This is a genomic window from Enterobacter sp. QK-SA4 (assembly GCF_056856775.1).
The window spans coordinates 123,359-149,452 of the sequence record NZ_JBXFXH010000003.1 but is presented as its reverse complement, the minus strand read 5'-3'; the positions used below and the strand labels follow the sequence as shown (position 1 = coordinate 149,452).

Sequence of the window (26,094 nt, the reverse complement as noted above, 5' to 3'; positions counted from 1 at the left end):
GGGGGCAGGTCAACTCGTTCAAATTAGAAGATGGCCGTGTGGTGCATTTCCGCCTAGTGGCCGCCGACACCGCTAAAGACAACCGAAAAGATAATGACAAAGAGCGTCGCTTTGTATTGGCTGAGCAGAAGATCATTACCCGCATTGATGACGAAGGCGATGAGTACGATGATGAGATTTTGCCGATTGAAGAAATCACAAACAAAGACACCAATGGCAACGAAACCAAAGAGCTGATTATCCGTTTTGAATACAAGGCCATGCCAAAAGGCAGCAAGCAAGATAGTTTGGTCTCATCGGCGGTTAAAGCGGTGTTAGCCGCTAGCTCTGTCGCCAGCCGTTGGCTGAACTTAAGCAAGCGTGAGCCGACGGAAAAGAACCCCAAGCGCACACTGCTTGAAAAGCACTTAACCAACTACACAACTAAAAATACCGCCGACTATTTTATCCATAAAAACCTCGGTAAGTTCCTGCGTGGCGAACTGGATTTTTATATTAAAAACGAAGTCATGCACTTAGATGATGTGCAGAATGCCGAAACCTTTAGCGATATTGAAAAGAACCTGCGCATGATCCAGTGCTTACGCAGTATTGCGTTGGACTTGATTAAATTTCTGGCGCAGCTGGAGGATTTTCAGAAGAAGCTGTGGACGAAGAAGAAGTTTATAGCACAAAAGGATTACTTGATCTCAGTGGATTACTTAGAAAGCGATCAGCTTGAAACTGTATGCCAGAATGAAAGGCAAATAGCGCAGTGGAAAAGACTTGGGGTAATTTCCGGAGGTAATATTAAGGCAGATGTTCTTGCAAAATCCAAAGGTCTAACGATAGATACTTCTCTGTTTGACGATGATTTCAAGAATTTACTACTAAACCAAATTGACAACTTAAGCCAAAAGATAAACGGCACATTAATTAGTGGTGATAATTTTCAAGCGCTGAGGTTTCTCGAAGGAAAGTACAAGAATAGTATCGATGCAATTTATATTGATCCGCCCTACAACACGGACGCATCTGCGATTCTTTACAAAAATGACTTTAAAGATTCCAGTTGGCTCAGCTTTATGGAAAGTCGGCTGGAAGTTGCAAATAGACTGATGAAGCCTAACACACTGATATCCGTCGCCATTGATGATGAGGAAGTCTCGCCTTTGCGCTTGTTAATGAGCAGCCTGTTTCCAAAGGAGGCAGGTGTTGGAGTGGTAAAAGTCAATCCGCAAAGTAGAAAAACAAAGGGGAAATTTTCGCCAGTTCATGAATATGCGCTTTTTTATGGAAACTCAAGCGATTCTCAACCGGCCTCAATCGGATATGACGATGCAAAACTCGATCGTTATCCTTTAGAAGATGATCTAGGCCGATATGCTTGGATGAACTTTATTCGTGCGGGAAGCAATGATAAACGTTCTGATAGGCCGAAACTTTACTACCCTATTGTGGTAACCGAGAAAGATCAGATACGCGTACCTAAAATGTCGTGGAATGATTTAAGCCAATGCTATGACGTTCTAGAGGATATTGCCGCCGGAGAAGTTTTAGTATATCCCGACAAGTTTGAAGATGGCGTTAAAATTGAAAAAAACTGGCAAAGAGGGAATGTGAGGGTTGCGACGGAATATGACGAGTATCGTGTCCGAAGGAACATTGATGGAGAAATTAGCATTGATTTCAAGACAAGAATGGATGCTAACGCTCTTCCTACAACTTGGTGGGATAAGAAAGAATACGCTTCAGCAAATTTTGGTGCTGCTCATCTTAAAGATTTATTTGGTGAAAAAAACTTTGATTTCCCAAAAGCAAAAGGCCTAGTCAAGAATGCAATTCTTGCATGTACCGGAAAGGATCAGAATGAAAAGGTAGTTCTTGATTTTTTCGCTGGTTCAGGAACGACAGCACAAGCAGTTTCTGAGATAAGACGAGAAATAAACCCTGAGGCAAAATTCATTATTGTTGATCAGGGAGAGTATTTCGATACACTGATAAAACCGAGGGTACAAAAAGTCAATTTTTGCTCCTCTTGGAAAAATGGGAAACCGGTTAATGCCAGCGAAGGTCTCTCCAGTATTTTTGAAGTTATTAAACTCGAAAGCTACGAAGACGCCCTGAACAATTTGGAACTGAAAAAACCAAAAGTCGACCTATTCGATAATAATCCCGAACTCAAAGACGACTACCTACTTAACTATATGCTGGATGTCGAAAGTCGTGGCTCACTGCTCTCAACTGACGACTTTAAAAAGCCCTTCGACTACACCATGAAAATTGCCGTGGATTCCGCTGGCGCCTTTGAAGAACAAAAAGTCGATCTAGTGGAAACCTTTAACTACCTGATCGGCTTAACGGTAAAGCATATCGATGCGCAGCCTGATCGCGGGTTTGTGACAGTGACTGGTACCTTGCCCAGTGGTGAAACCTGTTTGGTGCTGTGGCGTGACTGTGAAAAAATCGATTACGAAGGCCTGAGCAAACTGTGCGACAAGCTGGAGATTAACCCGGCCGATAACGAGTTTGATGTTGTCTACATCAATGGCGACCACAATATCCCAACCGTGCTGACTCGAACAGCTGAAGAAGGCGGTGAAACTCGCGTCTTAAAGCTACGCCAAATAGAGCCGGAGTTTTTGGAACGTATGTTTGCTGAGGAGGATATCTAATGGCCTCTCCAAAAACAGCAGGAAAGACAAAGCAAAAGAAACGGAGCTTTCATCAAGAGTTGGTGCTCAATCGTTGGGTGATGCGGTTTTTTAAAGGCAATGAGCTGGCCGCACTCAAGCTGCGCTTGGGTGATGATCAGCACGAAGGCATCGATGAAGACGGACAAACCCTGTTCTTCCATGAGCTGACACGCAACCTGTTTGAAGTAGATTGGATTTCCGAGGCCGATTTACGCCGTTATGACTTGCATATCGTTGAGCACTGGCAAGCCATCACCAAACATCGTAACCAGCTGGAAGGGCATGTGCTGAACATGAAGTACTTCCAGTATTTATCGTTATTGTTTACTGAAATTTATCTGGATTGGTACTTCACCAAGCCTCAAGCTTTACTAGATGGCCTGAACGAAGAGCTGGCAACGTATAGCAAAGAGCAAGGTGCAGAAATATTTCAGCCCTATATCGCTAGCGATTTGAATAAGATTGCGTTTTGGAATGCTACAGGCAGCGGTAAAACCCTGCTATTGCATGTGAATATCAAACAGTATTTGCATTATTTCCAGGCCGGCAATAGCAACCTGTACCCAGACAAAATTATTCTGCTAACACCTAATGAAGGTTTATCCAAGCAGCATCTGGAGGAGTTAGAACTTTCAGGTTTCAGTTTCAGTCGCTTCTTCGATAAGAACCGAACCAACACGTTTAAAGGCACCATCGAGATAATCGACATCAACAAGCTTGGTGACAGCATGGGCGATAAAACGGTTGCCGTTGAAGCCTTTGAAGGCAATAACCTGGTACTGGTGGATGAAGGCCACCGCGGCACCGGTACAGCCGCAGGTGCCTGGATGCAACGCCGTGATGCCTTGGTGCGCGGTGGTTTCGCCTTTGAATACTCGGCGACTTTTGGTCAGGCGGTGGCCAAAGGTAATACCGTCGCCAAAGCCGAAGAAGAGCTCTTGAAAAAGAAAGCCAAAACGCTGTTTGAGACAACGGCATTAAAGAAGTTGGATGACGCACAACTAGCGCAGTTAGTCTTAACACAAGTGGAGCAGCGCCAAGCGCGCGTGACAGCGACCCGCGAGACCTACGCGAAGTGCATTCTGTTTGACTATTCCTACAAATATTTTTACGACGATGGCTATGGCAAAGAATCGCTCATATTAAATATGAATGGCGAGGCTTACGAACAAGCCGATAATGCGCAAAAGTATTTCACCGCCTGTTTATTGAGTTTTTACCAGCAAACCTGGCTTTGGCAGAATCATCATGGCAAGCTGAATGACTTTAATATTGAAAAACCTCTCTGGGTGTTTGTGGGTAATACGGTGTCTGGTGAAGATTCCGACATTCTCGAAGTCGTGCAGTTTTTAAGTTTCTTCCTGAATGATGAGCAAACCATAAAAACTTGGCTTAAAGAGTTGGTCGATGACAAGGCGCAACTGCTGGACGTTAAAGGCAACAATATCTTCCAAGGGCGTTTTAATCCTTTAATGGGCTTTAGCGATAACATCGATGGCCTATACACCGACATTTTACACAAGCTGTTCAATGCCAATGCCAGGCAGCGTTTAAAGCTGGTGAACATCAAGAACAGTAAAGGCGAGCTGGCACTGCGTGTTGGCGACGCCGAGCCGTTTGGGCTGATTTCGATTGGTGATGACAGTGGCTTTTATAAAACTGCAGAGGAGCTGGAAAGCTTCGACAGTGAAGCTGACGATTTTGGCGGTGCACTATTTGGCACACTGAACAACAAAGACAGCAAATTGAATGTGCTGATTGGCTCTCGCAAATTTACTGAAGGCTGGAGCAGCTGGCGTGTATCCACCATGGGCCTGCTTAACATGGGGCAAGGGGAAGGCTCACAGATCATTCAGCTGTTTGGCCGTGGCGTGCGCCTTAAGGGAAAAGACTTCTCGTTAAAGCGTACCGAGCCAAATCAGCGCCCAAAAGGTCTGCACTTGGATAAGCTGGAAACCTTGAATATTTTTGGTGTGCGCGCCAGCTATATGGCGGCATTTAAGGATTATCTGAAGGAAGAAGGTATCACCCCAAGTGATGAGATCATCGAGCTAGACTTCCCGACTCAGCCAAACCTGCCGACCAAAAAATTAAAGACACTGGCGTTAAAGGATGGCTACAAAGACAACCAAAAGTTGGGGTTTAAGCGTACCCACTATCCTTGGTTGTACGAAATCCCAGCCGAGTTTGACGGTAAGATAAAAACACCACATATCGCATTGGATTTGTACCCAAGATTAGAGGCAATCAGCACAACGGAAGGCAGTGCAGCACTGCAATTGAATGTGCGCTATGAAGGCAAACTCAATCAGGCGCATTTTGCATTATTTGATTTTGACCGAATTTACCTCGCGCTACAGGCATTCAAACAACAACGTAGTTGGAGCAACTTGCGTTTAGACAAGCAACGGTTAATCGATTTCTGTCTGGCAGACCAAAGCTGGTACACCTTGTATATGCCAAAGCCGGAATTTGAAGCGAGAAGCTTTGCAGACATCAAACGCCTAGAAGATATTCTGATTCGTTTGCTGTGCGATTACACCGATCGTTTTTATAAGGCACTGAAAACCGGTTACGAAGGCCAGTTCTACGAAGTGATTCCCATGCATGATGAGCATGGCTCCATGCTCAAGCTCTACCACTTCGAAATTGATGACAGTGATGATGGTCATGAATATTTGAAGAAACTGGAAGTGCTGAAAGCTCTGGTTGCTAAGGGTGACTTGGGGGAAGCCAGCAAATGGAATGCACCGCATATGGTCGCCATCAGCTTTGACCGGCATTTATTCTATCCACTGTTGTCTTTGGAAGATAAAGACGCAGTGCCATTAAAAATGCGCCCACTGGCGTTTGATGCGCCAAGCGAAATTCAGTTTATTGAAGATTTGCAGGCATTTTACGGCTCGCCAATAGGACGAGACGCTATTGGCGCGCGGAGCCTATATTTACTGCGGAATGCCGACTCAAAAAATAAAGGTATTGGTTTCGCCACCGCGGGTAACTTTTATCCTGATTTTCTACTTTGGTTGGTGGATGATGCAAGCGGTGAGCAATGGCTTTCTTTTGTTGATCCAAAAGGTTTAAAGCACATGGATTTGAATCATCCCAAATTAGGGCTTTATACCGAAATCAAAAAGATTGAGGCAGACTTAACCAGGCAGGCTTCAACTGGCGAGCCCGCCCTGACACTGAATGCTTTTGTGCTGTCACCAACAAAATATGCTGATTTGCTTAACGTCGGCGATAAAGTGAAGAAACAGGAGCTGGAAGATAAGCACGTACTGTTCATGGAAGATGGTGCGAACAGCTACCTTAAAAAAATGTTTGATCGGATTAATTAATCACAACCAACTCTCAGAAATCTCTAGCTCAAATTGCTTCGCAGCATATTTGAGCATAGAGATTATCTCCTAGTAATCGCTTGCTAGAATGTTGGGTTTAACAACAGTGAATAGTAGTATTGGGTGGTGACAATATCACCAAAATGTCACCACTTAGAATGGTAACCTATGGACAATTTAGGAATCGCGTACAATGCAGGGCTTTGTTGAATAAATCAGATTTCGGGTAAGTCTCCCCCGTAGCGGGTTGTGTTTTCAGGCAATACGCACGCTTTCAGGCATACCTGCTTTCGTCATTTTGTTCAGCGCTCGTACCAGGGCCATAGCCTCCGCAACCTGACCATCGTAGTCACGCAGCGTCAGTGAACCCCCGAACAGCTGTTTTACCCGGTACATCGCCGTTTCCGCTATCGAGCGACGGTTGTAATCTGTTGTCCATTTCCACCGCGCATTACTCCCGGTCATTCGCTGATTAGCCACTGCACGGTTACGGTCTGCATATTCACCGGGCCAGTAACCCGCACCTTTTCGGGGAGGGATAAGCGCGCTGATTTTCTTACGCCGCAGTTCATCGTGACAGAGCCGGGTGTCGTAAGCGCCGTCTGCCGATGCTGCCCTGATTTTTCTGTGAGTTTGCCGGATAAGGCCCGGGAAGGCTTCTGAGTCCGTCACATTGTTCAGCGACAGGTCAGCGCAGATGATTTCATGTGTTTTACTGTCAACGGCGAGATGCAGCTTACGCCAGATACGGCGGCGTTCCTGGCCATGCTTTTTGACTTTCCACTCGCCTTCACCGAAGACCTTCAGCCCGGTGGAATCAATTACCAGGTGTGCGATTTCACCCCGGGTGGGCGTTTTGAAACTGACATTAACCGACTTTGCCCGCCTGCTGACACAGCTGTAATCCGGGCAGCGTAGCGGAACGTTCATCAGAGAAAAAATGGAATCAATAAAGCCCTGCGCAGCGCGCAGGGTCAGCCTGAATACGCGTTTAATGACCAGCACAGTCGTGATGGCAAGGTCAGAATAGCGCTGAGGTCTGCCTCGTGAAGAAGGTGTTGCTGACTCATACCAGGCCTGAATAGCTTCATCATCCAGCCAGAAAGTTATGGAGCCACGGTTGATGAGGGCTTTATTGTAGGTGGGCCAGTTGGTGATTTTGAACTTTTGCTTTGCCACGGAACGGTCTGCGTTGTCGGGAAGATGCGTGATCTGATCCTTCAACTCAGCAAAAGTTCGATTTATTCAACAAAGCCACAATGCAGAGGAATCATCGCCTAAAGCCATTGTCACCAGTAGTAAATGTTACGGGTGGGCAGGGGCTGCCGGAATGCTGATCGCCTATGCAGAGTGCCTGCTTGAAGCGGATATCAACCCCTCCATGTACATGTTCGGCAGCTGCATTGACATCGATCCGGTGGCGGCAGATATGGCCTTCATCCAGATGTCACTGCTCGGGATAGCGGCGGAAGTGGTGACGGGCAATACGCTCACGATGCAGTTCCGGCGGGTGAGGTATACCCCGGTTTACTACCTCAATGGTTTTGAAAAACGACTGGCCGATCTGCGCCGGCTCAGGGCCATGCGGGACTTTATGCGAGGGATACAGGAGGCCGCGTAAATAACCGAAAGGGCAGGGGATCACCTGCCCTACTGCGCTGAAAGACCGCGCGCCTGCGGCGCCGGGAAAACCGGGCCGCGCTGACGCGCCGCCCGCATTTCCTTTCCGCGTCTTCCCTGTTTGCTGCCTGCTGTCTGTCTGCTTTCTCTTCTTCTTTCTGCTGTGATGTCTCTTTTTAACCCTTAAAGGCTTTAAAAGCACACCCATACTGGACACCTTCGGCTCCCGGCCAGCTGCGCTGTCCGGTCGTCGAGCCACACTCCGCTAACCGCGAAAAGACGCGGTAAGCTCCGCCGAACCCGCAAGCGGTTTCGGGCCTGACGGCTAGTGTCTGATGTCTGAAGTCAAGGTCAACGGCAGCGCTTGCTGCGACCGTCCCGGTCGCGCCGCTTTCACCGTGCCGGCGAAGGACTGCCGGCACTCTGCGGGGCAACGCCGTTTCGCGCCCGCGCGTTCCGTCGTTGCGGCGGGTGCCTGCTCCTTTCCCCTGGTACCCGTATCACCCGTTTGAGTCCATTCGCCGGGGCTGAGACAAGCACAACCCGTCTTGCTGTCCAGGGGACGGCAGGGCCTTTCGCAATAAATTTTTCCCGGCCATTCCGCTGCCGCTTCATTAGGCCGAAAAAAATTTCCCGCTCACCCCCGGACATCTGCACCGGGCCGTGCTCGTTTACGCCCTCGCGGCGAACGGCTCTCAAACGGGTGAAGGTTATATCCAGGGGCAGGTTCAGCAGGTCCCCGGACAAAGTCAAAACCGCGGCCCCGGCAACTCAACGGGTGATGGTTAAAAAATTAAACAGGTGAAGGAGAATAATATGCGTTTAGCATCCCGATTTGGACTTACTCAATCCATTCGTCAGGAACGCCCACTGACTAACGATGAATTAGTCAAGGTTGTACCTTCTGTGTTTTCAGAAGAAAAGCATAATTCACGTAGTGATCGCTATACCTATATTCCAACTATTACACTGCTGGATAAATTACGTGAAGAAGGTTTCCAGCCATTTTTTGCCTGTCAGTCACGAGTAAGGGATGAGGATAAACGGGGGCATACTAAGCATATGGTAAGACTTCGCCGTGAAGGGGCCAATAAAGGAACAGAAGTACCCGAAATCATTCTTCTTAACTCGCATGATGGATCGTCCAGTTATCAAATGATCCCGGGTATGTTCCGTTTTGTATGCACAAATGGCCTTGTGTGCGGTACGTCGTTTGGTGAGATTCGTGTACCTCATAAAGGTGATATTGTTGGAAGGGTTATCGAAGGTGCTTACGAAGTTCTGGGAATTTTCGATAAAATAACTGAAGGCGTTGATGTCATGAAGTCTATTACATTAACCAGGGAAGAACAGCGTCTGTTTGGACAAGCTGCATTAACCTACCGATATGAAGATGAAAATAAATCTCCGGTCAGTATTGAACAGATAATTCATCCGCGCCGTTATGAAGATAAAAAAGATGACATCTGGACTACATATCAAAGGGTCCAGGAAAATCTGATTAAAGGCGGTTTGCCTGGCCGAACTGAAAAAGGGAAAAGAACAACAACCCGGCCAGTAAAAGCAATCGATGGTGATGTTAAACTCAATAAGGCATTGTGGTTAATTGCGGAGAAATTCCGCACTCTTAAAGGCTAATTATAAGCGCCGGGCAGCTGTCCGGCGTTTTGATGGTGGGAATACTTATGTTTGAATTTAAAGCTGTCTGTATCAGTATTTCACATATGGAAGAAGGTGATATCAGAGTTCTTCAGGTGCTTTCATCAACAACCAATTATCTAACTTGCGATAGTTACTTAGAGTGGATACATGATACACCTTATGGTTGTGTTATAAGGATGTATGATTTCAAACGCCATCTTCTGGCGCTAAAAAGAGGTGGGGTGTCAAAATTTTTACGCAAAAATCTCATACTAATGCACCGGGAGGGCGGGTATCTGCTTTTTCATTTTGATAGTGATGCCGATTATTATCCAGGTATAGATGCCGTAGATTTTTAAGAAATTCAAGCCTTCTTATATCAGAAGGTTTTTTAGTTCATGGCGATTTTCTGATCTTTAGAAGAAGTTCGTTTGCTTGCTTTGATAGCCGTGTAGTAGTAATGGATCTTCTTCGCATACTCGTAACGTCTTGCTGCCTGGCGCGGGGTCTTTTTGAAGCCTGCATTGTATGCCCCGACTGCATCCCACGAAACGCCCCACTTTTTAAACGCCTGAGCCAGATAATAGGCTCCGGTGTAGATGTTAAGACAAGCATCGCTAAGAAGATGATCCGGTTTTATTCCATATCGCGACAGTTCGTTGAAATGCTGCGAGTCAATTTGCATCAAGCCTGATCCATAACCCGTAACAGGATTACGCCCAATCGCATCAATTTTAAATCGTGATTCTTGCCATGATATAGCACGCAGGAGATCCGGATCAATTTTGTAATCCCTGCCAGCCATATCAAAGCAGTCTGCTGCCATTGATGACAATGGTATTAAAGACAGGATGATACCAAACGCTACTCCCTTCATGAATTCCCCTCCGTGCCAAATCCCGGAATAAACTTAACCCATCCAAGACCGAGACTCAACATATATGCACTCCTCACCACAAAATCACCACACCCCACGCAAAATTAAAATTTTGCTGATTAACTTTACAAGTCATGCACTTATCTTTTTTAAATTCCACTCAGTTCCAGAGTGGAAGTTTATAAGATTCATTTGCGACTACTGTATGAATCATTGGATATTCATTAATGATTCATGTACGATTCACGATATATATTTCATAACATTGTGTGATGGTGAATCGTCGGCAATCCGCCATGTGAATCGCCTACGATTCGTCATAAAACCACTGGATGAATCGCCTGCAATCCGCCGGATGTATTGACGGTGGGAAGGCGCTATTCGACAGTCAAAATAATATCCTTCCACAGCACAAAAAAAGGAGATGAGCTTTGGCAAAGATACAAGCATATGTAAGCGACGACGTGGTAAATAAAATAAATGCTATCGTCGAACAGCGTCGTGCAGAGGGGGCCAGGAAAGAAGATGTCAGTAGTTCAAGCGTTATATCAATGCTCGTCGAACTAGGTCTGCGTGTCTATGAGGCGCAAATGGAGCGCAAGGAGTCGCCGTTCAACCAGATGCTTTTCAATAAAACTATTCTTGAAGCCGTACTTAAAACACAGTTTATTTCCAGTAAGCTTCTCGCAATGGAGTCCATGAGTCCACATATTGCAGGAAACGATAAGTTTGAGTTCAGGGGAATGGTTCAGAATATTCGAGATGATGTTAAAGAGATCGTGGAAACCTTCTTTCCAGAGTCAGGTGAAGAAACCGATAATGATTAACTATATAGATGTCTTAAAAATCACATTTAACTGTGTTTTTTTAATGACAAGTACTGAAGGTAAAGGTATATTTTATCAGTGTCCTAACTAAAATTTGATTGTCGGCGAGTTTTGTCGAATCGCTGGTACCCAGGGATTGCCCCCCTAAGTACCAGCTACCCACACAGCCTAGCAAGGAGGTTATATGAGTGCGCGCGATCTTATGCGTTCTTCTGATTCCAGTCAATCACAACAAGAAGCAACAAGATTCAAAATTTTTGATAATTCTGAAATTCCTATCTGTATCAGAAATTCTTCTGGTGTCTTTGTATATTCAAATCACAATTTTTCGAATGTTATAAAAGGCTGTGAATATGACTCTGCCTACTGGTTTGAAAAACTACCTCTTGAGTTGAAATGTGCACTTCTCGAAAAAGAGGTCGATGCATTAGCTAATCCTGATATGGCAATAATAAAGAGCTTTGTTATAGAGGATTATTTTTACTGGTGTGTTCTGTTTCAGGTGGTTTGTATTAATTCTGAATCGTATATATTGTGGCATTTTATAAAAGATGTGGTTTTTAGTCAGGCCAATAGCAGATATCTTAATCACGTTATGAATGATGTTTGCGAAATTAAAAATCCTGCTTTAGTCCTTGAGCCAGGTGTTTACCAAAGCTTTTGTCTTTTCTTCAGCGGTTTTACGCATGAATTTATATCTCGATTGCTAAGTGTAACATCGGGTGCTTCAAAGAAAAGAATTTCCAAAGCTTATTCTATTATGGAAATAGACAATAAAGATGACATGATTCTATATCTCAAGACTCACTCGTTCTTACCTAGTGTTCACAGATATGCATTCGAATTAATTAATTCTAAGTGCAATCTACTTCGTAAGGCGAAATTATGAAATCTGGTTTGTTAGCGCTTTGTTAAGAAATGGGGAACTTTTAGTATATCGCTCTGAGTGCTTCTTTGGGATATTATTGCAGCATGTCTTTTTAATAAGGAGGTTGTGATGAGGAGATATAGCAGCTCTCCAGCATTGGGAAATACCGTCAGGCTCAAACTCGATTCTGTGACAGAGAGTTTATTGCGTTCTGCTACGTCGAGAAGTGGCAGAAGCCGCGGATTCGAGGTTTTTTTTAGGGTCAGAGATCACCTCAATAGATTCCCTATGTTCAGGGTTATGGATAATCCAGACTTTTCTAAGAGTTTTTTTGTGACCGTCAGGTTTGATGAGGAAACTAACTTAAAACTGATCAATGCAAAAAACCGAAGTGGATGGTGTAAGACTTATGAAGTACGGGAAAGGCTTCATGACCATCTGATCAAGTTCCCCGACTTTTACAATGCTGAAATGGTGGAGGTGATACCTAATAATTTCGACTGAATGGCATTAACGAATTATTGGCCTTTTTTATGGCTGTTTCATTAACATTTAAAGGATTAATAAATATGACTGATGTATCTGTTATTCACGCTGTACCCGCGACCCCTGCAAAGAAAAAATTCAGCAAAGTCGCGTTACTCAAAGCGCTGAAGTTTGCCCTGCCTGTCGCAGCCCTTGCTGCGTTTTTCCCTGAAACGGTTCTGGCCTCGACTGCGGGTAAAGATCTGATGTCCAGCGGCGATGCAACCGTTAAAGGAACATTTGGTAAAGATTCCAGCGTGGTTAAGTGGGTTATTCTTGCCGAAGTTCTGGTGGGCGCCGTGATGTATATGACGACCAAGAACCTCAAGTTCCTGGCGGGCTTTGCGATCCTGTCCGTATTCGTCACGGTAGGTATGTCTGTCGCAGGATACTGATATCCAGCGACAGCCGTTCAGAGCCACTTCCGACTATTAAATTCCGGTTTAATTCTGAATGCCCTTCACGAGCATTCACGGGAGGGCTTTGCCTGTAATCCGGCTGGCAGGTATTTCCATACTGCCAGCTGTACCGGAGACGGAACATATATGGCAGATGAATCTCTCAAAAAATATCGCTTTCCCGAAACCCTGACGAATCAGAGCCGCTGGTTTGGCCTTCCTGTGGATGAACTTATTCCGGCCATTGTCTGCCTGGTGTGGGGATTCTGGACCCAGCATTATATTCCCGGAATTATCGCTGCCGTACTGGCCTATCTCGGAATTAAAAAGCTCAAGAAAGGGCGGGGCAGTTCATGGCTGCGGGACCTGGTCTACTGGTATATGCCGACCGTTCTTCTCAGGGGAATATTTCACGATGTTCCCGACTCATGCTACCGCCAGTGGATTAAATAGACAGGAATAATCAGATGGAACACGGAGCACGATTAAGTACACAGCGGGTTATTGCCATCGGCTTTATTGCCATGGGGGTGGTTATTCTGGGAAGCATCACCACCAATGTTATTCAGGCCGTCAACAACTACCGCCTTCAGAATGAGCAGAAGTCTATCGTCACGCCAATGCTTTTCAACGCGCCGTTTGCCGTGTCGCAGAACCAGGCGGATGCCTCCTACCTGCAGCAGATGGCCCTGTCGCTTATCGCCCTTCGCCTGAATGTCACCCCGGAGACCGTTGATGCCTCTCATGAGCAGCTGCTGGCCTATGTCAAACCCGCATCGCAGAACGAGCTGAAAATCCGGCTTGCTGAGGATGCGAAGCGCATTAAGGACAACAACGTTAACTCGTCTTTCTATATGACCAGCGTGAAGGTTTATCCGGCAAGCAGCCGCGTGGACGTGCGGGGCCAGCTGAAGACCTGGATAGGCGACTCGAAACCGTATCCCGAGCTGAAACAGTACGTTCTCAAGTTCGAGCGTGAGGACGGCATCAGCTGGCTCAGTCACTTCGGAGAAATCACCGATGAACAAAAATAGTCGCCGTGCGCTGCTGGCGTTGCTGATGCTCGCGTCCGGTCAGACGGTCGCCGCACCCGCTGCGCTTTCTGCCACGATTGTCCCGTTGACGAACGGCGGACAGGCCAGTATCGCGGTCAGCAACACCGACCCGAACCTTTTTACGGTCGCAGGTGACCGCGTGACGGCCCTGACCAGCCTCGACGGTGAGCTGACGCGACAGGAGCAGACGGCAAGCGGCGGTGTGATTGTCAGCACCCTCAACAAAAAGCCCTTCACGTTCATTCTGGAAACCGAACGCGGCCTCAACTTCTCGGTACAGGCCGTGCCGCGAGCGGGCGCGGGGCGAAGCATCCAGCTGGTCAGCGAGCTGTCCGGCACGGGCGAAGCGGCGCGCACCTGGGAAGAGTCTTCCCCCTACGAGGCCACGCTGGTTTCCCTGAGCCAGCATCTGCTGGGCGGGCAGCTTCCGTCCGGCTGGCAGGCTATCCCCGTTACGCATGAAGCCCTCAACGCTCCCGCCGGACTTTCTGCAGTCCCCGAGCGCGTCTGGGTGGGTAATCACCTTAAGGTGGTGCGCTATCGCGTCACCAACAATACCGGGATGGCCCGCAACATCGCGGAAAGCGACTTCTGGCAGAGCGGCATTCGCGGCGTGCTGTTTGGTGAAGCCTCGCGTCAGCTGATGGCGGGCGGCGCCCTGCAGGTCTTCATTATCAGCAGCGGAGGTGCGGCTGATGGCCAGCATTAATTCAGTGGTGAAGCGCAAGCAGTTTATCTGGCTGGGTATCGTGCTGGCGACCGTGGGCGTGGTGGGCGGCGGCGGCTGGTATCTGGCGGATGCTCGCTACGAAGGCAGCAGCGATGCGGCAGCCGCCGGTGAGCCTGCGCCCGATATGACCGGCGTGGTGGACAGCACCTTTGACCAGAAGGTACAGCAGCATGCCACGACCGAGATGCAGGCTACCGCCTCCGAAATGCAGAAGCAGTATGCCGAAATGCGCCGCGAGCTTGAGCTGCTCAGCAAGGGACAGGCAGGCTACCAGCACCAGATTGACAAACTCAGCCAGGATAATGCGGCGCTTTCCGCTCAGGTCAGCGCGCTGGGGGCGAAACCCGTCACCGCATCGGGTGAGCCGGCCCCGCAGCCGCCAGTGCCTGCGCCGGGGCCTGAAGGTGAGCCGCAGCCGACCGGTTTCCCGCCGCAGACGGGGGCCGTCCCGCCGCCGACCGCGTTCTATCCTGGTAACGGCGTCACGCCGCCGGCGCAGGTGCAGTACCAGCCCATCCCCGTACCCAACCAGCTGCGCCGGCAGTCTTTTGCCCACAGCGACGAGAGTAAAGGTCCGTCCCTGCCGTACATCCCGTCGGGCAGCTTCGCCAAATCGATGCTGATTGAGGGGGCTGACGCCAACGCCTCCGTAACCGGTAACGAGTCCACGGTGCCGATGCAGCTGCGCATTACGGGCAGGGTGGAAATGCCCAACAGCAAAAGCTACGACCTGACCGGCTGCTTCATCGGGCTTGAAGCCTGGGGCGACGTGTCCAGCGAACGCGCCATCGTACGCACCCGCAACATCAGCTGCCTGAAGCACGGCGTCACCATCGACCAGCCCATTGCCGGGCACGTGAGCTTCCGGGGAAAAAACGGCATCAAGGGCGAGGTGGTGATGCGAAACGGCAAAATCCTCGGCTGGGCATGGGGCGCGGGATTTGTTGACGGCATCGGTCAGGGCGTGCAGACCGCGTCCCAGCCTTCGGTCGGACTTGGCGCCACTGCATCCCTCGGCGCGGGTGACGTGATGAAGATGGGGATTGGCGGAGGCGCCTCCAAAGCCGCCCAGACCCTCAGCGACTACTACATCAAACGCGCAGAGCAGTATCACCCCGTCATCCCTATTGGGGCGGGTAACGAAGTGACCGTTGTCTTTCAGGACGGTTTTCAGCTGAAAACCATTGAAGAGCTGGCGCACGAGAATGACAGAAGCAAAGCGGAGGGCAGCGACCGCAGTCCGGTTCCGCCGCCGTCAGTCCCGCAGGGCGGCATGAACGGGTTCAGTACCGACCAGATGCTCAACCAGCTGGGCAGGCTTAACCAGAGCCAGTTTATGCCGAAGGCCGACTCACAATAACCCCACGTAAAGGAACCGCAAATGAACAAGACAGTGCCTGTTGCGCTCACGCTGGCCAGTTTCCTGACGCTGTCGGGATGTGCCGGTACAACGAGCGATTTTGAGTGTAACGCGACGACATCCGACACCTGCATGACCATCGAGCAGGCCAATGAGAAAGCCAAACGACTGGAGGAGGCCAGCACGGTAAAGCCGGGTGCGACATCGCTGCCACGCCTGGCTGAGGGTAATTTCCGGACCCGGTCCGTGCAGCCCCTCACGCTGGCGGCTGAACCGGTGCATGCCATCGCATCCAGAAATACACCGCTGACGGGCGCGCCAACTCTCCCCCGCCCGCAGCCGCACTCAGCCTCACGGGCGCCGCTCTCCACGGTCACGCCGGTTATTGCGCCGCCGCCAGGGCGCGAGTCCATCGTGGACCCGAGGCCGCTTCGCGTCGGTGAAAAGACGGCCGGGCTGTGGATCGCGCCCTATATCGATACGCAGGACGTTTATCACCAGCCGACGCGGGTGTTTTTTGTTGTGAACCCCTCAGCGTGGGGAACCCCGCGCGTTAACTGAATCCTGAACCGCCACCGCGTGTGGCACCCATTTTAACAATCCGACGTTATCACGCGTGCCCTGAAACGTGAAAAGGGATGGGCGGTAGCGTGTCCGGACAGTGTGAGCAGGGAGCGTTGATGGCAGACGAACTCGATCTCCTGCAGGAGCAGGACGAATTGCTGAACCAGCTTCATATACAGGCCGCGAGGCAGCGGTCCTGCCTGGAGGGCAAAAGCTGCAACCGGTGCGAATGCTGTGGCAATCGCATCCCCCTCAGGCGGCAGCAGGCCATCCCGGGCGTACGTACCTGTACGGAATGCCAGCGGGTTCTGGAAATACGACAAAAACAGTATCTGAGGTGACCGATGGAAGGAAGAAAAACCAATGTGATGGTCGTGGGGAAAACCGGTAGCGGTAAGACAGCCATCAGCGTTGATGTTATGCGGACCTTTTTATCAGAACGACAACTCCGCGACTGGCGTGAATTGCGCAAAGACATTCAGAACGATGGCAAAAAACCAGGAGACGAACATCATGACAACCAGGGATAACGGTGGTCCGGGAAAAACCCGTCACCTTAACGATATAGCGGCCTGCTGCGAGGCGATGGGGATGCGTGTCATCTGTGTTAATGCTGCAGAGCGCGACTTCTGGCTTTCAGCGTCTCAGCAGAGCGCTCCCGTCCTTGACGGGAAGGCTGGGATTTCTCAACACATAATGCAACGGCAGCGTGGGCACTGTCTGTTCCTGGGTAAAGCCGGCTCAGGTATGAGCGTAACAAAACAGCATATGGCCCGGATTTTCCTGGCGAAATCTGACGTCAGCCGGATTAAGGCGCTGTACAGCGGAGAGGACGGGGAGAGGCTGGCGGCGGCTATCAGAGACAACTGCAGCGTCTGGTTTCCGCTGAATCCCGGGGGTAACGGGAATGATGCTTAAGCTTCTGTCCGTCCTGCTGTATTGCCTTCGATGGCTTGCCTGGGCTTTTCATTATCTGATTATCTGGCCTGCCGCCACGCTGATGCTGCTGGTTGCCATGCTTTTGTGGATGGAGAACACCACACCCGGAGAAGCTATGGCGCAGGAGATTATGTCCGTCACGCATAACGTCAGCAGTGGTGAGTTCCGTATTGCAGCCTGCCGCGATGAACCTTTACAACCCGTTATACCGGCTACCCCGCCGGACAAGCCTGTGCAGATTTTTGCAGGTGGTCCTTCTGCCGTTTGCCAGGACAGAGGCAGCGACATCATCGATGCTAAAGGATATGCCGCTCATGTTGACGGGGCGCTGAGTCCGCTTAAGTTGCTGTGGATTGTGATGGCCATTGTGTTTTCAGGGGCGGCGCTGCTTATGGGATGCCGTCCGTATTTCTGCCTGTACGGTCAGATGCGCTCAGCTCGTTTTCGCTACGGTATCCCTGCCAGCCGCCCGGCCCCTGCGACGGAAACGGTAAAAACGGCCGACAATAAAAAGGAGGATGACCGTGAGTAATCCACTGGATACCGTCACCCGCACGGTCAACTCGCTGCTGACGGCGCTGAAGATGCCCGATGCGTCCTCTGAGGCGAACGATGTCCTCGGGCAGATGCGCTTCCCGCAGTTCAGCCGTGTGCTGCCGTACCGCGACTACGATGCGGAAACCGGCCTCTTCATGAACGAGAAGACGATGGGCTTTATGCTCGAGGCGCAGCCCATCAACGGCGCCAACGAAACTATCGTGTCGTCGCTGGAAAACCTGATGCGCACCAAGCTGCCCCGCGAGGTGCCGGTGGCCGTTCACCTGGTGTCCAGCCATCTGGTGGGGCAGGATATCGAGTATGGCCTGCGCGAGCTCTCATGGACGGGGGAAAAGGCCGATACGTTCAACGCCATCACCCGCGCCTACTATCTCAGGGCCGCAGAAGAAGGGTTCCCGCTGCCCGATCACCTCAACCTGCCGCTGACCCTGCGTAACTACCGGGTGTACATCTCCTGCTGCGTCCCCCGCAAGCGCGGAAGTAAGGCCAGCGTGATGGAGATGGAGAATCAGGTGAAAATCATCCGCGCCTCGCTGCAGGGGGCGCAGATAGCCACCCGCAGCGTGGACGCGGATGCCTTCATCCGCATTGCGGGCGAAATGATTAACCACAACCCGGATGCGCTGTATCCCACCGAACGGGAACTGGACCCGCTCAAGGATCTGAACTACCAGTGCGTGGACGATACCTTTGACCTGAAGGTGAAGGCCGACTACATGACGCTGGGGCTGCGCGGTAACGGTCGCAACAGCACCGCGCGCATCATGAACTTCCAGCTGACCAAAAATCCGGAGCTGGCCTTCCTCTGGAATATGGCCGACAACTACAGCAACCTTCTCAACCCGGAACTGTCCGTTTCGTGCCCGTTTATCCTGACGCTGGTCCTTAGCGTGGAAGACCAGGTAAAGGCGCAGAACGAGGCCAACCTGAAGTTCATGGATCTTGAGAAGAAGTCCAAGACCAGCTACGCCAAGTTCTTCCCGGGCGTGGCGCAGGAGGCAAAAGAGTGGGGCGATCTGCGCCAGCGCCTGTCGTCCGGGCAGTCCTCGCTGGTGAGCTATTTTCTGAACGTGACCCTCTTCTGCCGCGATGACCAGGAAACTGCGCTGAAGGTCGAGCAGGACGTACTGAACAGCTTCCGTAAAAATGGCTTCGAGCTGATTTCCCCGCGCTTTAACCATATGCGCAATTTTCTCGTGAACCTGCCGTTTATGGCGGGCGGCGGCCTCTTTAAGCAGCTGCGCGAGTCCGGCGTGCTGCAGCGCGCCGAAAGCTTTAATGTCGCCAATCTGATGCCGGTGGTGGCGGACAGCCCGCTGGCCACTTCCGGCCTGCTGGCACCGACCTACCGCAACCAGCTGGCGTTTATCGACCTGTTCAGCCGCGGCATGGGTAACACCAACTTCAATATGGCGGTGTGTGGCACCTCCGGCGCGGGGAAAACCGGGCTTATCCAGCCCCTGATACGCAGCGTTATCGACTCCGGCGGCTTCGCCGTGGTGTTCGACATGGGCGACGGCTACAAGTCCCTGTGCGAGAACATGGGCGGGGTCTACCTCGACGGCGAGACGCTGAAGTTTAATCCGTTCGCTAACGTCACCGACGATACCATCGATGAGATGGCCGAACGCCTGCGGGACCAGCTGTCCGTGATGGCCAGCCCCAACGGCAACCTGGACGAGGTGCACGAAGGTCTGCTGCTCAAGGCGGTGAAGGCCACCTGGCTTACGAAGAAAAACCAGGCGCGCATTGACGACGTGGTGGACTACCTGATGATGGCCCGCGACAGCGAGGAGTACAGCGGATCGCCAACCATCCGCAGCCGCCTCGATGAGATGGTGGTACTGCTGACCCAGTACACCCGCGACGGGGTGTACGGCAGCTACTTCAACTCCGACGAACCGTCCCTGAAGGACGAAGCCCGGATGGTGGTGCTTGAGCTCGGCGGACTGGAGGACAGGCCGTCCCTCCTGGTGGCGGTGATGTTCTCGCTCATTCTCTACATTGAGAACCGCATGTACCGCACGCCGCGCAGCCTGAAGAAGCTCAACGTGATAGACGAAGGCTGGCGCCTGCTGGACTTCAAGAACAACAAGGTCGGGGCGTTTATCGAGAAGGGCTACCGTACCGCCCGCCGCCATACAGGTTCGTACATCACCATTACGCAGAACATCGTCGATTTTGACTCGGAAACGGCCTCCAGCGCCGCCCGCGCGGCATGGGGTAACTCGTCCTACAAAATTATCCTCAAGCAGTCGGCTAAAGAGTTCGCCAAGTACAACCAGCTGTACCCGGACCAGTATTCGCAGCTGCAGCGCGACATGATTAAGGGTTTTGGCAGCGCGAAGGACAACTGGTTCAGCAGCTTTATGCTGTCGGTTGAGCACCTGACGTCCTGGCACCGCCTGTTCGTCGATCCGCTCAGCCGGGCAATGTACTCCTCGGACGGTCCGGACTTTGAGTTTCTGCAGCAGCGACGCCGGGAGGGGCTGAGTATTCACGAAGCCGTCTGGGAGCTGGCGTGGAAAAAATCCGGGCCGGAAATGGCCGCGCTGGAGCGCTGGCTTCACGAGCATGAAGGGAAGACCATCTCATGAAAAAACACGTACTCATTAACGCCGCGCTGATTGCCGGCATGCTGGCTGCGAGCGCAGGCGTCAGCTGGCTGGTCTGCCAGCTTAACCGTCCTGTGGTTGTGGCCTTCAACATGAAATCCACGGTGGATGCCTTCTTTGACAGCGCCGGTCGCCGTTCACTGGACGAGGCGCAGACAAAAGCACTTTCAGACCGCTTTAACGCGTCACTGGAGGCCAGCCTCAGGGACTGGCAGGTCCGCCATCGTGCCCTCATCCTTGTCGCACCTGCCGTGGTGCAGGGGGCGCCGGATATCACGCGTGAAATCCAGACTGACGTGGCCCGCCGGATGAAGGAGGGGGGGTGATGCGCGCCCTTGCCCTGGGCCTGACGCTGCTGACCGGCAGCGTGACGGCCGCTGACCTCGGGACGTGGGGCGATCTCTGGCCGGTGGCGGAGCCGGATATGCTGACCGTTATCGAAAGCCGGCTGCAGACGCTGGCGCAGTCCGGCGAGATGGACAAAAAGATGGCGGAGTTTAAGGCGCGCGTGGTGCGCAACAGCCAGCGCCCGCCTGCCGTTGAGGGAATAACCCGCGCGGTGAGCTACGAGCGGCGCTGGTTTGACCCGAGCGTGCGGGTGGACAAGGCGCTTGCCGACGACAGGGGCAACGTGTTTGCTCAGGCGGGGCAGGTCTTTAATCCGCTTGATGTGGTGCCGTTTAACGAAACCCTGCTGTTTATCAACGGCGACGATGCGGAGCAGCTCGCGTGGGTACAGCGACAGAAGCCTGACACCCTGATCACCCGCATCATTCTGGTTCAGGGCAACATTCCGCAGACGTCGGAGAAGCTCGACAGCCGCATTTTCTTCGACCAGAACGGGGTGCTGACCGCCCGGTTCGGCATAAGCCAGGTGCCGGCGCGGGTAACGGCGGCACCCAGCGGAAAGCGCCTGCAGGTGGAAATCATTCCGCCCGATATGGCGCAGCATGATGCAGGAGGTGTCCGGTGAAAATGCTGACCGTCTCTCTGTTCGGGCTGCTTCTGTGGGGTAACAGCCACATGGCAGCGGCGGACGCCGCCTGCGAAGGGCGCTTCGTCAATCCGATCACTGATATCTGCTGGCGCTGCATGTTCCCCCTGTCGCTCGGCAGCACAAAAGTCACGGGCGGGGATTTACCGGACACGTCCAATCCCGGTAGCCCGATACAGTTTTGTCCCATGCCACCGCCGGTATTTCAGCGCGTTGGCCTGGCAATAGGGTACTGGGAGCCGATGGCCATGACCGATGTGGCACGTTCTCCGGGCTGCATGGTGAACCTCGGCGGATTCACCGTTAATCTCGGGAAAATGGGGATGGGCGCCGCCAAAAAAGATGACAAACAGGTCAATGGCGCGTTCTACCACGTGCACTGGTACAAATATCCGCTGACGTACTGGCTCAATATCATCACCTCCCTCGGGTGTCTGCAGGGCGGCGATCTGGATATCGGATACCTGTCTGAAATCGACCCGACATGGGGGGACAGCGCCCTGACCTCCATTCTGAATCCGGAGGCGGTCATTTTTGCCAACCCCATCGCGCAGGGCGCATGTGCGGCCGACGCGGTGGCCAGTGCAGCAAAAACGTCGGTTGACGCGCTGTTCTGGTGTGCCGGATCGCAGGGGTCAATGTATCCCTTTAACGGCTGGGTGAGCAATGAGTCCAGCCCCCTGCAGTCTTCCGTTCTGGTCAGCGAGCGCATGGCGTTCAAGCTGCACCGTCAGGGTCAGATAATGGAGAGCGTCGGGGAGGATAAAAAGGTCTGCTTCGAGTATCCGTCACCCATTATTCCCAAAACGCGCTGGCGCTATCAGATGGTGAATATGTATCCGGACGTGGCGCAGTGCCATCCCTTCGGCCGAACGGTCATGCGCTGGGAAACGGGGCGTAACCCGCCGAACACGAAGAAAAACTACGGCTATCTTCTCTGGCGCAAGCGCAACTGCGTCTTCCTCTGAGAAAAAGGAAACTTCCATGAAAACTCTGTCCGGTCTGACGGCGGCGCTGCTGCTGTCAGCATACTGTTGCACTGCGCTGGCGTCAGGGGCTGATGAGGCGAACCGCGAGTTTATTCGTCAGCAGGAGTCTTTCAGCCAGCAGCTGAGGGGGCAGGACAACGCGCCGCTGCGCCAGATGCTGGAGCAGCAGGTGCGCCAGAACCCTCTTTCAGCAGACGACGCCCGCTTTATCGGGGAGCTGAAACAGCGCCAGCGCGAGGACCAGCAGGATAAACCCACGCACGGTGCCCTGTATTTCGTCTCCTTTGCCATCCCGCAGGCGGGGCTTAAGCGCATGCTGACCGAGGCCCGCCGCTACGATATTCCCGCCACCCTGCGGGGTATGGTCAACAACGACATGAAAACGACGGCAACCGCCGTGATGGCGCTTGTTCAGGACGGCTCAGCCAGCGGCGTCGCCATCGACCCGACCCGCTTTCGTGAGTACGGGATCACCAGCGTGCCGTCCCTGGTGGTGTACTGCGAGGCGGGCCACGACGTGATTCGCGGCAATCTTCATCTGAAGCAGGCGCTGGAAAAGGTGGTGGAGAAGGGCGAGTGCAGGGATGAGGCGCAACAGCTGCTTAGTAAAGGAGAGGCCCGATGAAAAGAGCAATACTGATGCCGGTGCTGGCCATTGCCACCACGATGGCGGGCGTAAATGCATTTGCCGATGCTGACGCGCAGTACAGAGCGGGGGCTGATTTTGCCCGTCAGGTACAGGGGCAGGGGGAGAGCAGCCTGAAAAACTTTAACCCCTCAGCGTCTATCCCCAACTATACCGCCTCGCCCGGTGAGAAGAAGTACTATGGCGGCGTGACGGCGACCGGTGATGGTGCGCTGAAAGCGGACGGTACCACGGGCTGGACTACTAATGAGGCCACAAAGGCCGTCACCGACTCGTTTGTTAACAACCCGAAGGAGCCCATTTCACCCGACGCGCCGTTTATTAAGGCCAGCCAGGATGGCCAGTCCCGCGCCGATACCATCATCGGCAAAACGGGGCAGACGCAGTGCGAAGCGCAGAACATCAGCCGCAGCGAGTTCACCAACTATACCTGTGAGCGCGACCTGCTGGTTGAGCAGGCCTGTACGCGCACGGCCAGCATTACCGGCCACTACGAAAACACCACGGTGACGCGCACCTACACGGTGCCCAACAGCGACTTTACCTATACATACGACGGCAACAAGACGGTGAACTTCAGCTTCCGTGCGCCTGCAACCGGTACCGTGCTGAGCGCGTCGGTTGCCGTCCATTTTAATGACAAAAATATGTACTACGGCTTCTCGTGGTGGGGCGTAAATGCGGATTCTGTGGCTAAAAGGGATAACGGATGGGCGCTGCCCGGTGCCGCGGGGGCTGCGCTGACCGCAGGACAGTACTCTCCACAGGGGGCAATGCTCAACAAAAACTGCCTGAGCGGTAAACAATCCCGCTGTCGGGAATATGCTCAGAAGACGCTGTCCTGGATGCAGGGCGGTACGCAGGCCTGGATGACCGCCACCCTGACCATGCAGGTGACGGACAAAAAATGGGTGCCGGACGTGGTCTGGAACGAATCCTGCCCGTTCAGCAAGAGCGAAGGTACGCTCAAAAAGACCGAATGTATTGAGCCGGGGAGCACAAAAACGGTGGTGGTTGACGGGGTGTCATACCCGGTCACGCAGGCTTGCTGGAAGTACAAAGACACGTATATGACCCAGGCTGCTGACAATGGCACCTGCAAAACCTACATGGACAATCCGGCCTGTACGCTTGCCTCACGCACCTGCGCCTTCACGGCAGAAGACGGCAGCGGCTGCCTGCATGAATACGCGACGTACTCCTGTGAAACGCGTACTTCCGGTCAGGTGATGATATGCGGCGGCGACACCTTCTGTCTTGATGGTGACTGTGAGCGGGCGCAGAACGGTAAAAACAACGATTTTGCACCTGTCGTTTCGGCACTCGCCGCGCTGGCCGCTGCGGGCAAGGACGTGGCCGCCATTAACAGCGTTAACGTGCGCGCCTTTACCGGCAGCGCGAAGTTCTGCAAGAAGTTTGCGGCAGGATTCAGCAACTGCTGTAAAGACGGCGGCTGGGGCCAGGACGTCGGGCTTGCCAGGTGCAGCAGCGAGGAGAAAGCGCTGGGCAAGGCCAAAGAGAATAAGCTCACGGTCAGTATCGGTGAGTTCTGTTCAAAAAAAGTGCTCGGCGTCTGTCTCGAGAAAAAGCGCAGCTACTGTCAGTTTGACTCTAAGCTGGCTCAGATAGTGCAGCAGCAGGGACGTAACGGTCAGCTTCACATCGGCTTTGGCAAGGCCAGCAGCCCGGACTGTCGCGGCATCACCCAGACCGAGCTGCAGCAAATTAATTTTGAAGCGCTCGACTTCTCGAACTTTTTCGACGATCTGCAAAAGAACAAGAAAATCCCGGATAACGACACCCTGACGAAGCGCGTCCGCGAGGAAATCGCCGCGCAGCTGAAGAACAAACAGTAAGCCACTCATTACTCACTCAGGACTCTCCATCATGAAAATTAAAGGATTTACTGGACGCCTTATCATCAGCCTGATTGTCGCCTCACCGGTGCTTTACTGGTGCGGGAATATCGTTGATGAAACATCGCGCATCGATGTGTTTTTTATGGCGCTGATGGTTGCGCTTTTCGTGGCGGGAGTTCTGCTGGCGTGGCTGTTAAACCCGCTTTTCAAACGATAACCGACCTGCTTCGGGATAAGGAAGGTTCCAGTGAAAATGAGAAAGACAGCGTTAGCGCTGCTGCTTCTTGGCAGCGTTTTTTCCGCCACAGGAAAAGATGCCGGCTGGCAGTGGTACAACGAATCGCACAGAATGCCGGAGGACGACAAATCCTCTTCAGCACAGCCTCAGCAGGCCTCGCCGGACATCATGGAGAAGCTTGCCACGCTTCAGCAGGCCACGAAGCGCGCCATGTACGAGGCCATTCTGTATCCGGGCGTGGAGAACTTTACCCGCTACTTCCGCCTGCAGAACTACTGGACGCAGCAGGCCGGGCTGTTCTCGATGAGCGCCAAAAAAGCCATGCTCGAGCACCCCGAACTGGACTACAACCTGCAGCACAGCCACTACAACGGTACCGTGCGCAACCAGCTGGCGGCGGACTTTGCCGACCAGCGCCGCGCCATTGAAACGCTGGCTCAGCACTATGGCGTGATGTTCTTCTACCGCGGACAGGACCCGATCGACGGCCAGCTGGTTCAGGTCATTAAAAACTTCCGCGAGACGTATCACCTCAGCGTCATTCCGGTCTCCGTGGACGGTATCGTGAATCCACTCCTGCCGGATACCCGAATGGACGGTGGACAGGCCAGCCGGCTGGGTATTCGTTACTTCCCGGCGCTGATGCTGGCCGATCCTAAAAGCGGGACGGTCAAACCCGTCTCGTATGGCTTTATCAGCCAGGATGACCTGGCGAAGCAGTTCCTCAACGTTTCCACAGATTTTGCCCCCAACTTTTAATACAGGGAGAGTTCGC

General features: G+C 52.4%; 27 protein-coding genes and 1 pseudogene. 26 read left to right on the top strand and 2 right to left on the bottom strand.

Going from position 1 to position 26,094, the window contains the following annotated elements:
* Positions 1–56: 56 nt before the first annotated feature.
* Positions 57–2,654, top strand: coding sequence for a site-specific DNA-methyltransferase (locus AC1VYI_RS01030; protein ID WP_482876085.1), 2,598 nt, complete (start codon positions 57–59; stop codon positions 2,652–2,654).
* Complete coding sequence (locus AC1VYI_RS01025) at positions 2,654–6,016, top strand: DEAD/DEAH box helicase family protein (protein WP_004197500.1); 3,363 nt, start codon at positions 2,654–2,656, stop codon at positions 6,014–6,016. The genes AC1VYI_RS01030 and AC1VYI_RS01025 overlap by 1 nt, the downstream gene beginning before the upstream one ends.
* A gap of 255 nt (positions 6,017–6,271) precedes the next feature.
* Here the strand turns inward: AC1VYI_RS01025 and AC1VYI_RS01020 are convergent, their stop codons facing one another.
* Positions 6,272–7,240, bottom strand: coding sequence for an IS5-like element IS903B family transposase (locus AC1VYI_RS01020; protein WP_004099053.1), 969 nt, complete (start codon positions 7,238–7,240; stop codon positions 6,272–6,274).
* 94 nt (positions 7,241–7,334) lie between these two features.
* On the opposite strand from AC1VYI_RS01020, the pseudogene AC1VYI_RS01015 reads away from it, so the two are divergent.
* The 3 genes and pseudogenes from AC1VYI_RS01015 to AC1VYI_RS01005 form a co-directional block, all read left to right on the top strand.
* A pseudogene (locus tag AC1VYI_RS01015) lies at positions 7,335–7,637 on the top strand (hypothetical protein); the annotation flags it as partial.
* 815 nt (positions 7,638–8,452) lie between these two features.
* Positions 8,453–9,274 carry a DUF932 domain-containing protein gene (locus tag AC1VYI_RS01010; protein ID WP_001568111.1) on the top strand — a complete coding sequence of 274 codons (822 nt, stop codon included), beginning with the start codon at positions 8,453–8,455 and terminating at the stop codon, positions 9,272–9,274.
* Positions 9,275–9,306: 32 nt separating this feature from the next.
* Complete coding sequence (locus tag AC1VYI_RS01005) at positions 9,307–9,636, top strand: DUF5983 family protein (RefSeq protein ID WP_011977736.1); 330 nt, start codon at positions 9,307–9,309, stop codon at positions 9,634–9,636.
* 32 nt (positions 9,637–9,668) lie between these two features.
* On the opposite strand, the gene AC1VYI_RS01000 is transcribed toward AC1VYI_RS01005, so the two are convergent.
* The gene (locus AC1VYI_RS01000; protein WP_001568108.1) at positions 9,669–10,154 is read right to left on the bottom strand and encodes a transglycosylase SLT domain-containing protein; all 486 of its coding nucleotides are present in this window, start codon (positions 10,152–10,154) and stop codon (positions 9,669–9,671) included.
* 431 nt (positions 10,155–10,585) lie between these two features.
* Between AC1VYI_RS01000 and traM the strand changes: the two genes are divergently transcribed.
* From traM to traF, 21 genes are all read left to right on the top strand, one after another.
* The gene (gene traM / locus AC1VYI_RS00995; RefSeq protein WP_040218546.1) at positions 10,586–10,981 is read left to right on the top strand and encodes a conjugal transfer relaxosome DNA-binding protein TraM; all 396 of its coding nucleotides are present in this window, start codon (positions 10,586–10,588) and stop codon (positions 10,979–10,981) included.
* A gap of 184 nt (positions 10,982–11,165) precedes the next feature.
* A complete protein-coding gene (locus tag AC1VYI_RS00990) occupies positions 11,166–11,870 on the top strand; it encodes a hypothetical protein (RefSeq protein ID WP_071667437.1) in 705 nt (234 codons plus the stop codon).
* Between the two features lie 108 nt (positions 11,871–11,978).
* On the top strand, positions 11,979–12,353 hold the full coding sequence (locus AC1VYI_RS00985) for a TraY domain-containing protein (protein ID WP_040218544.1): 375 nt from the start codon (positions 11,979–11,981) through the stop codon (positions 12,351–12,353).
* Positions 12,354–12,418: 65 nt separating this feature from the next.
* Complete coding sequence (gene traA / locus AC1VYI_RS00980; RefSeq protein WP_071667438.1) at positions 12,419–12,769, top strand: type IV conjugative transfer system pilin TraA; 351 nt, start codon at positions 12,419–12,421, stop codon at positions 12,767–12,769.
* A 150-nt stretch (positions 12,770–12,919) separates the two neighbouring features.
* Positions 12,920–13,225, top strand: coding sequence for a type IV conjugative transfer system protein TraL (gene traL, locus AC1VYI_RS00975; RefSeq protein WP_071667439.1), 306 nt, complete (start codon positions 12,920–12,922; stop codon positions 13,223–13,225).
* Positions 13,226–13,239: 14 nt separating this feature from the next.
* Positions 13,240–13,806, top strand: coding sequence for a type IV conjugative transfer system protein TraE (gene traE, locus AC1VYI_RS00970; protein WP_077138965.1), 567 nt, complete (start codon positions 13,240–13,242; stop codon positions 13,804–13,806).
* The gene (gene traK, locus AC1VYI_RS00965) at positions 13,793–14,536 is read left to right on the top strand and encodes a type-F conjugative transfer system secretin TraK (protein ID WP_163277224.1); all 744 of its coding nucleotides are present in this window, start codon (positions 13,793–13,795) and stop codon (positions 14,534–14,536) included. Before traE ends, traK begins: the two co-directional genes overlap by 14 nt.
* Positions 14,523–15,917, top strand: coding sequence for an F-type conjugal transfer pilus assembly protein TraB (gene traB, locus AC1VYI_RS00960; protein WP_058654354.1), 1,395 nt, complete (start codon positions 14,523–14,525; stop codon positions 15,915–15,917). The genes traK and traB overlap by 14 nt, the downstream gene beginning before the upstream one ends.
* A gap of 21 nt (positions 15,918–15,938) precedes the next feature.
* Positions 15,939–16,478: a type IV conjugative transfer system lipoprotein TraV gene (gene traV / locus AC1VYI_RS00955; protein ID WP_060446828.1), complete on the top strand. Its 540-nt coding sequence runs from the start codon at positions 15,939–15,941 to the stop codon at positions 16,476–16,478.
* Positions 16,479–16,597: 119 nt separating this feature from the next.
* Positions 16,598–16,822, top strand: a complete 225-nt coding sequence (locus AC1VYI_RS00950) for a TraR/DksA C4-type zinc finger protein (protein ID WP_060446845.1) — start codon at positions 16,598–16,600, stop codon at positions 16,820–16,822.
* A 3-nt stretch (positions 16,823–16,825) separates the two neighbouring features.
* Positions 16,826–17,011: a hypothetical protein gene (locus tag AC1VYI_RS00945; RefSeq protein ID WP_072271147.1), complete on the top strand. Its 186-nt coding sequence runs from the start codon at positions 16,826–16,828 to the stop codon at positions 17,009–17,011.
* Positions 16,995–17,399, top strand: coding sequence for a hypothetical protein (locus AC1VYI_RS00940; protein WP_060446847.1), 405 nt, complete (start codon positions 16,995–16,997; stop codon positions 17,397–17,399). The genes AC1VYI_RS00945 and AC1VYI_RS00940 overlap by 17 nt, the downstream gene beginning before the upstream one ends.
* Positions 17,389–17,952: a conjugal transfer pilus-stabilizing protein TraP gene (gene traP / locus AC1VYI_RS00935; RefSeq protein WP_060446829.1), complete on the top strand. Its 564-nt coding sequence runs from the start codon at positions 17,389–17,391 to the stop codon at positions 17,950–17,952. Before AC1VYI_RS00940 ends, traP begins: the two co-directional genes overlap by 11 nt.
* A complete protein-coding gene (traC, locus tag AC1VYI_RS00930; protein WP_058654351.1) occupies positions 17,945–20,575 on the top strand; it encodes a type IV secretion system protein TraC in 2,631 nt (876 codons plus the stop codon). The genes traP and traC overlap by 8 nt, the downstream gene beginning before the upstream one ends.
* Positions 20,572–20,919, top strand: a complete 348-nt coding sequence (gene trbI, locus AC1VYI_RS00925) for a type-F conjugative transfer system protein TrbI (protein WP_163277223.1) — start codon at positions 20,572–20,574, stop codon at positions 20,917–20,919. The genes traC and trbI overlap by 4 nt, the downstream gene beginning before the upstream one ends.
* Positions 20,919–21,566, top strand: coding sequence for a type-F conjugative transfer system protein TraW (gene traW, locus AC1VYI_RS00920; RefSeq protein ID WP_163277222.1), 648 nt, complete (start codon positions 20,919–20,921; stop codon positions 21,564–21,566). Before trbI ends, traW begins: the two co-directional genes overlap by 1 nt.
* Positions 21,567–21,568: 2 nt before the next feature.
* Positions 21,569–22,555 (top strand): conjugal transfer pilus assembly protein TraU, encoded by a 987-nt coding sequence (gene traU, locus AC1VYI_RS00915; RefSeq protein WP_032160671.1) that lies wholly within the window; start codon positions 21,569–21,571, stop codon positions 22,553–22,555.
* Positions 22,556–22,571: 16 nt separating this feature from the next.
* The gene (trbC, locus tag AC1VYI_RS00910; protein WP_163277221.1) at positions 22,572–23,201 is read left to right on the top strand and encodes a type-F conjugative transfer system pilin assembly protein TrbC; all 630 of its coding nucleotides are present in this window, start codon (positions 22,572–22,574) and stop codon (positions 23,199–23,201) included.
* Positions 23,198–25,078 carry a type-F conjugative transfer system mating-pair stabilization protein TraN gene (gene traN, locus AC1VYI_RS00905; RefSeq protein ID WP_278019016.1) on the top strand — a complete coding sequence of 627 codons (1,881 nt, stop codon included), beginning with the start codon at positions 23,198–23,200 and terminating at the stop codon, positions 25,076–25,078. Before trbC ends, traN begins: the two co-directional genes overlap by 4 nt.
* A gap of 31 nt (positions 25,079–25,109) precedes the next feature.
* The gene (gene trbE / locus AC1VYI_RS00900; protein ID WP_025759809.1) at positions 25,110–25,298 is read left to right on the top strand and encodes a conjugal transfer protein TrbE; all 189 of its coding nucleotides are present in this window, start codon (positions 25,110–25,112) and stop codon (positions 25,296–25,298) included.
* Between the two features lie 36 nt (positions 25,299–25,334).
* A complete protein-coding gene (gene traF / locus AC1VYI_RS00895) occupies positions 25,335–26,078 on the top strand; it encodes a type-F conjugative transfer system pilin assembly protein TraF (protein ID WP_060446849.1) in 744 nt (247 codons plus the stop codon).
* Positions 26,079–26,094: the final 16 nt, after the last annotated feature.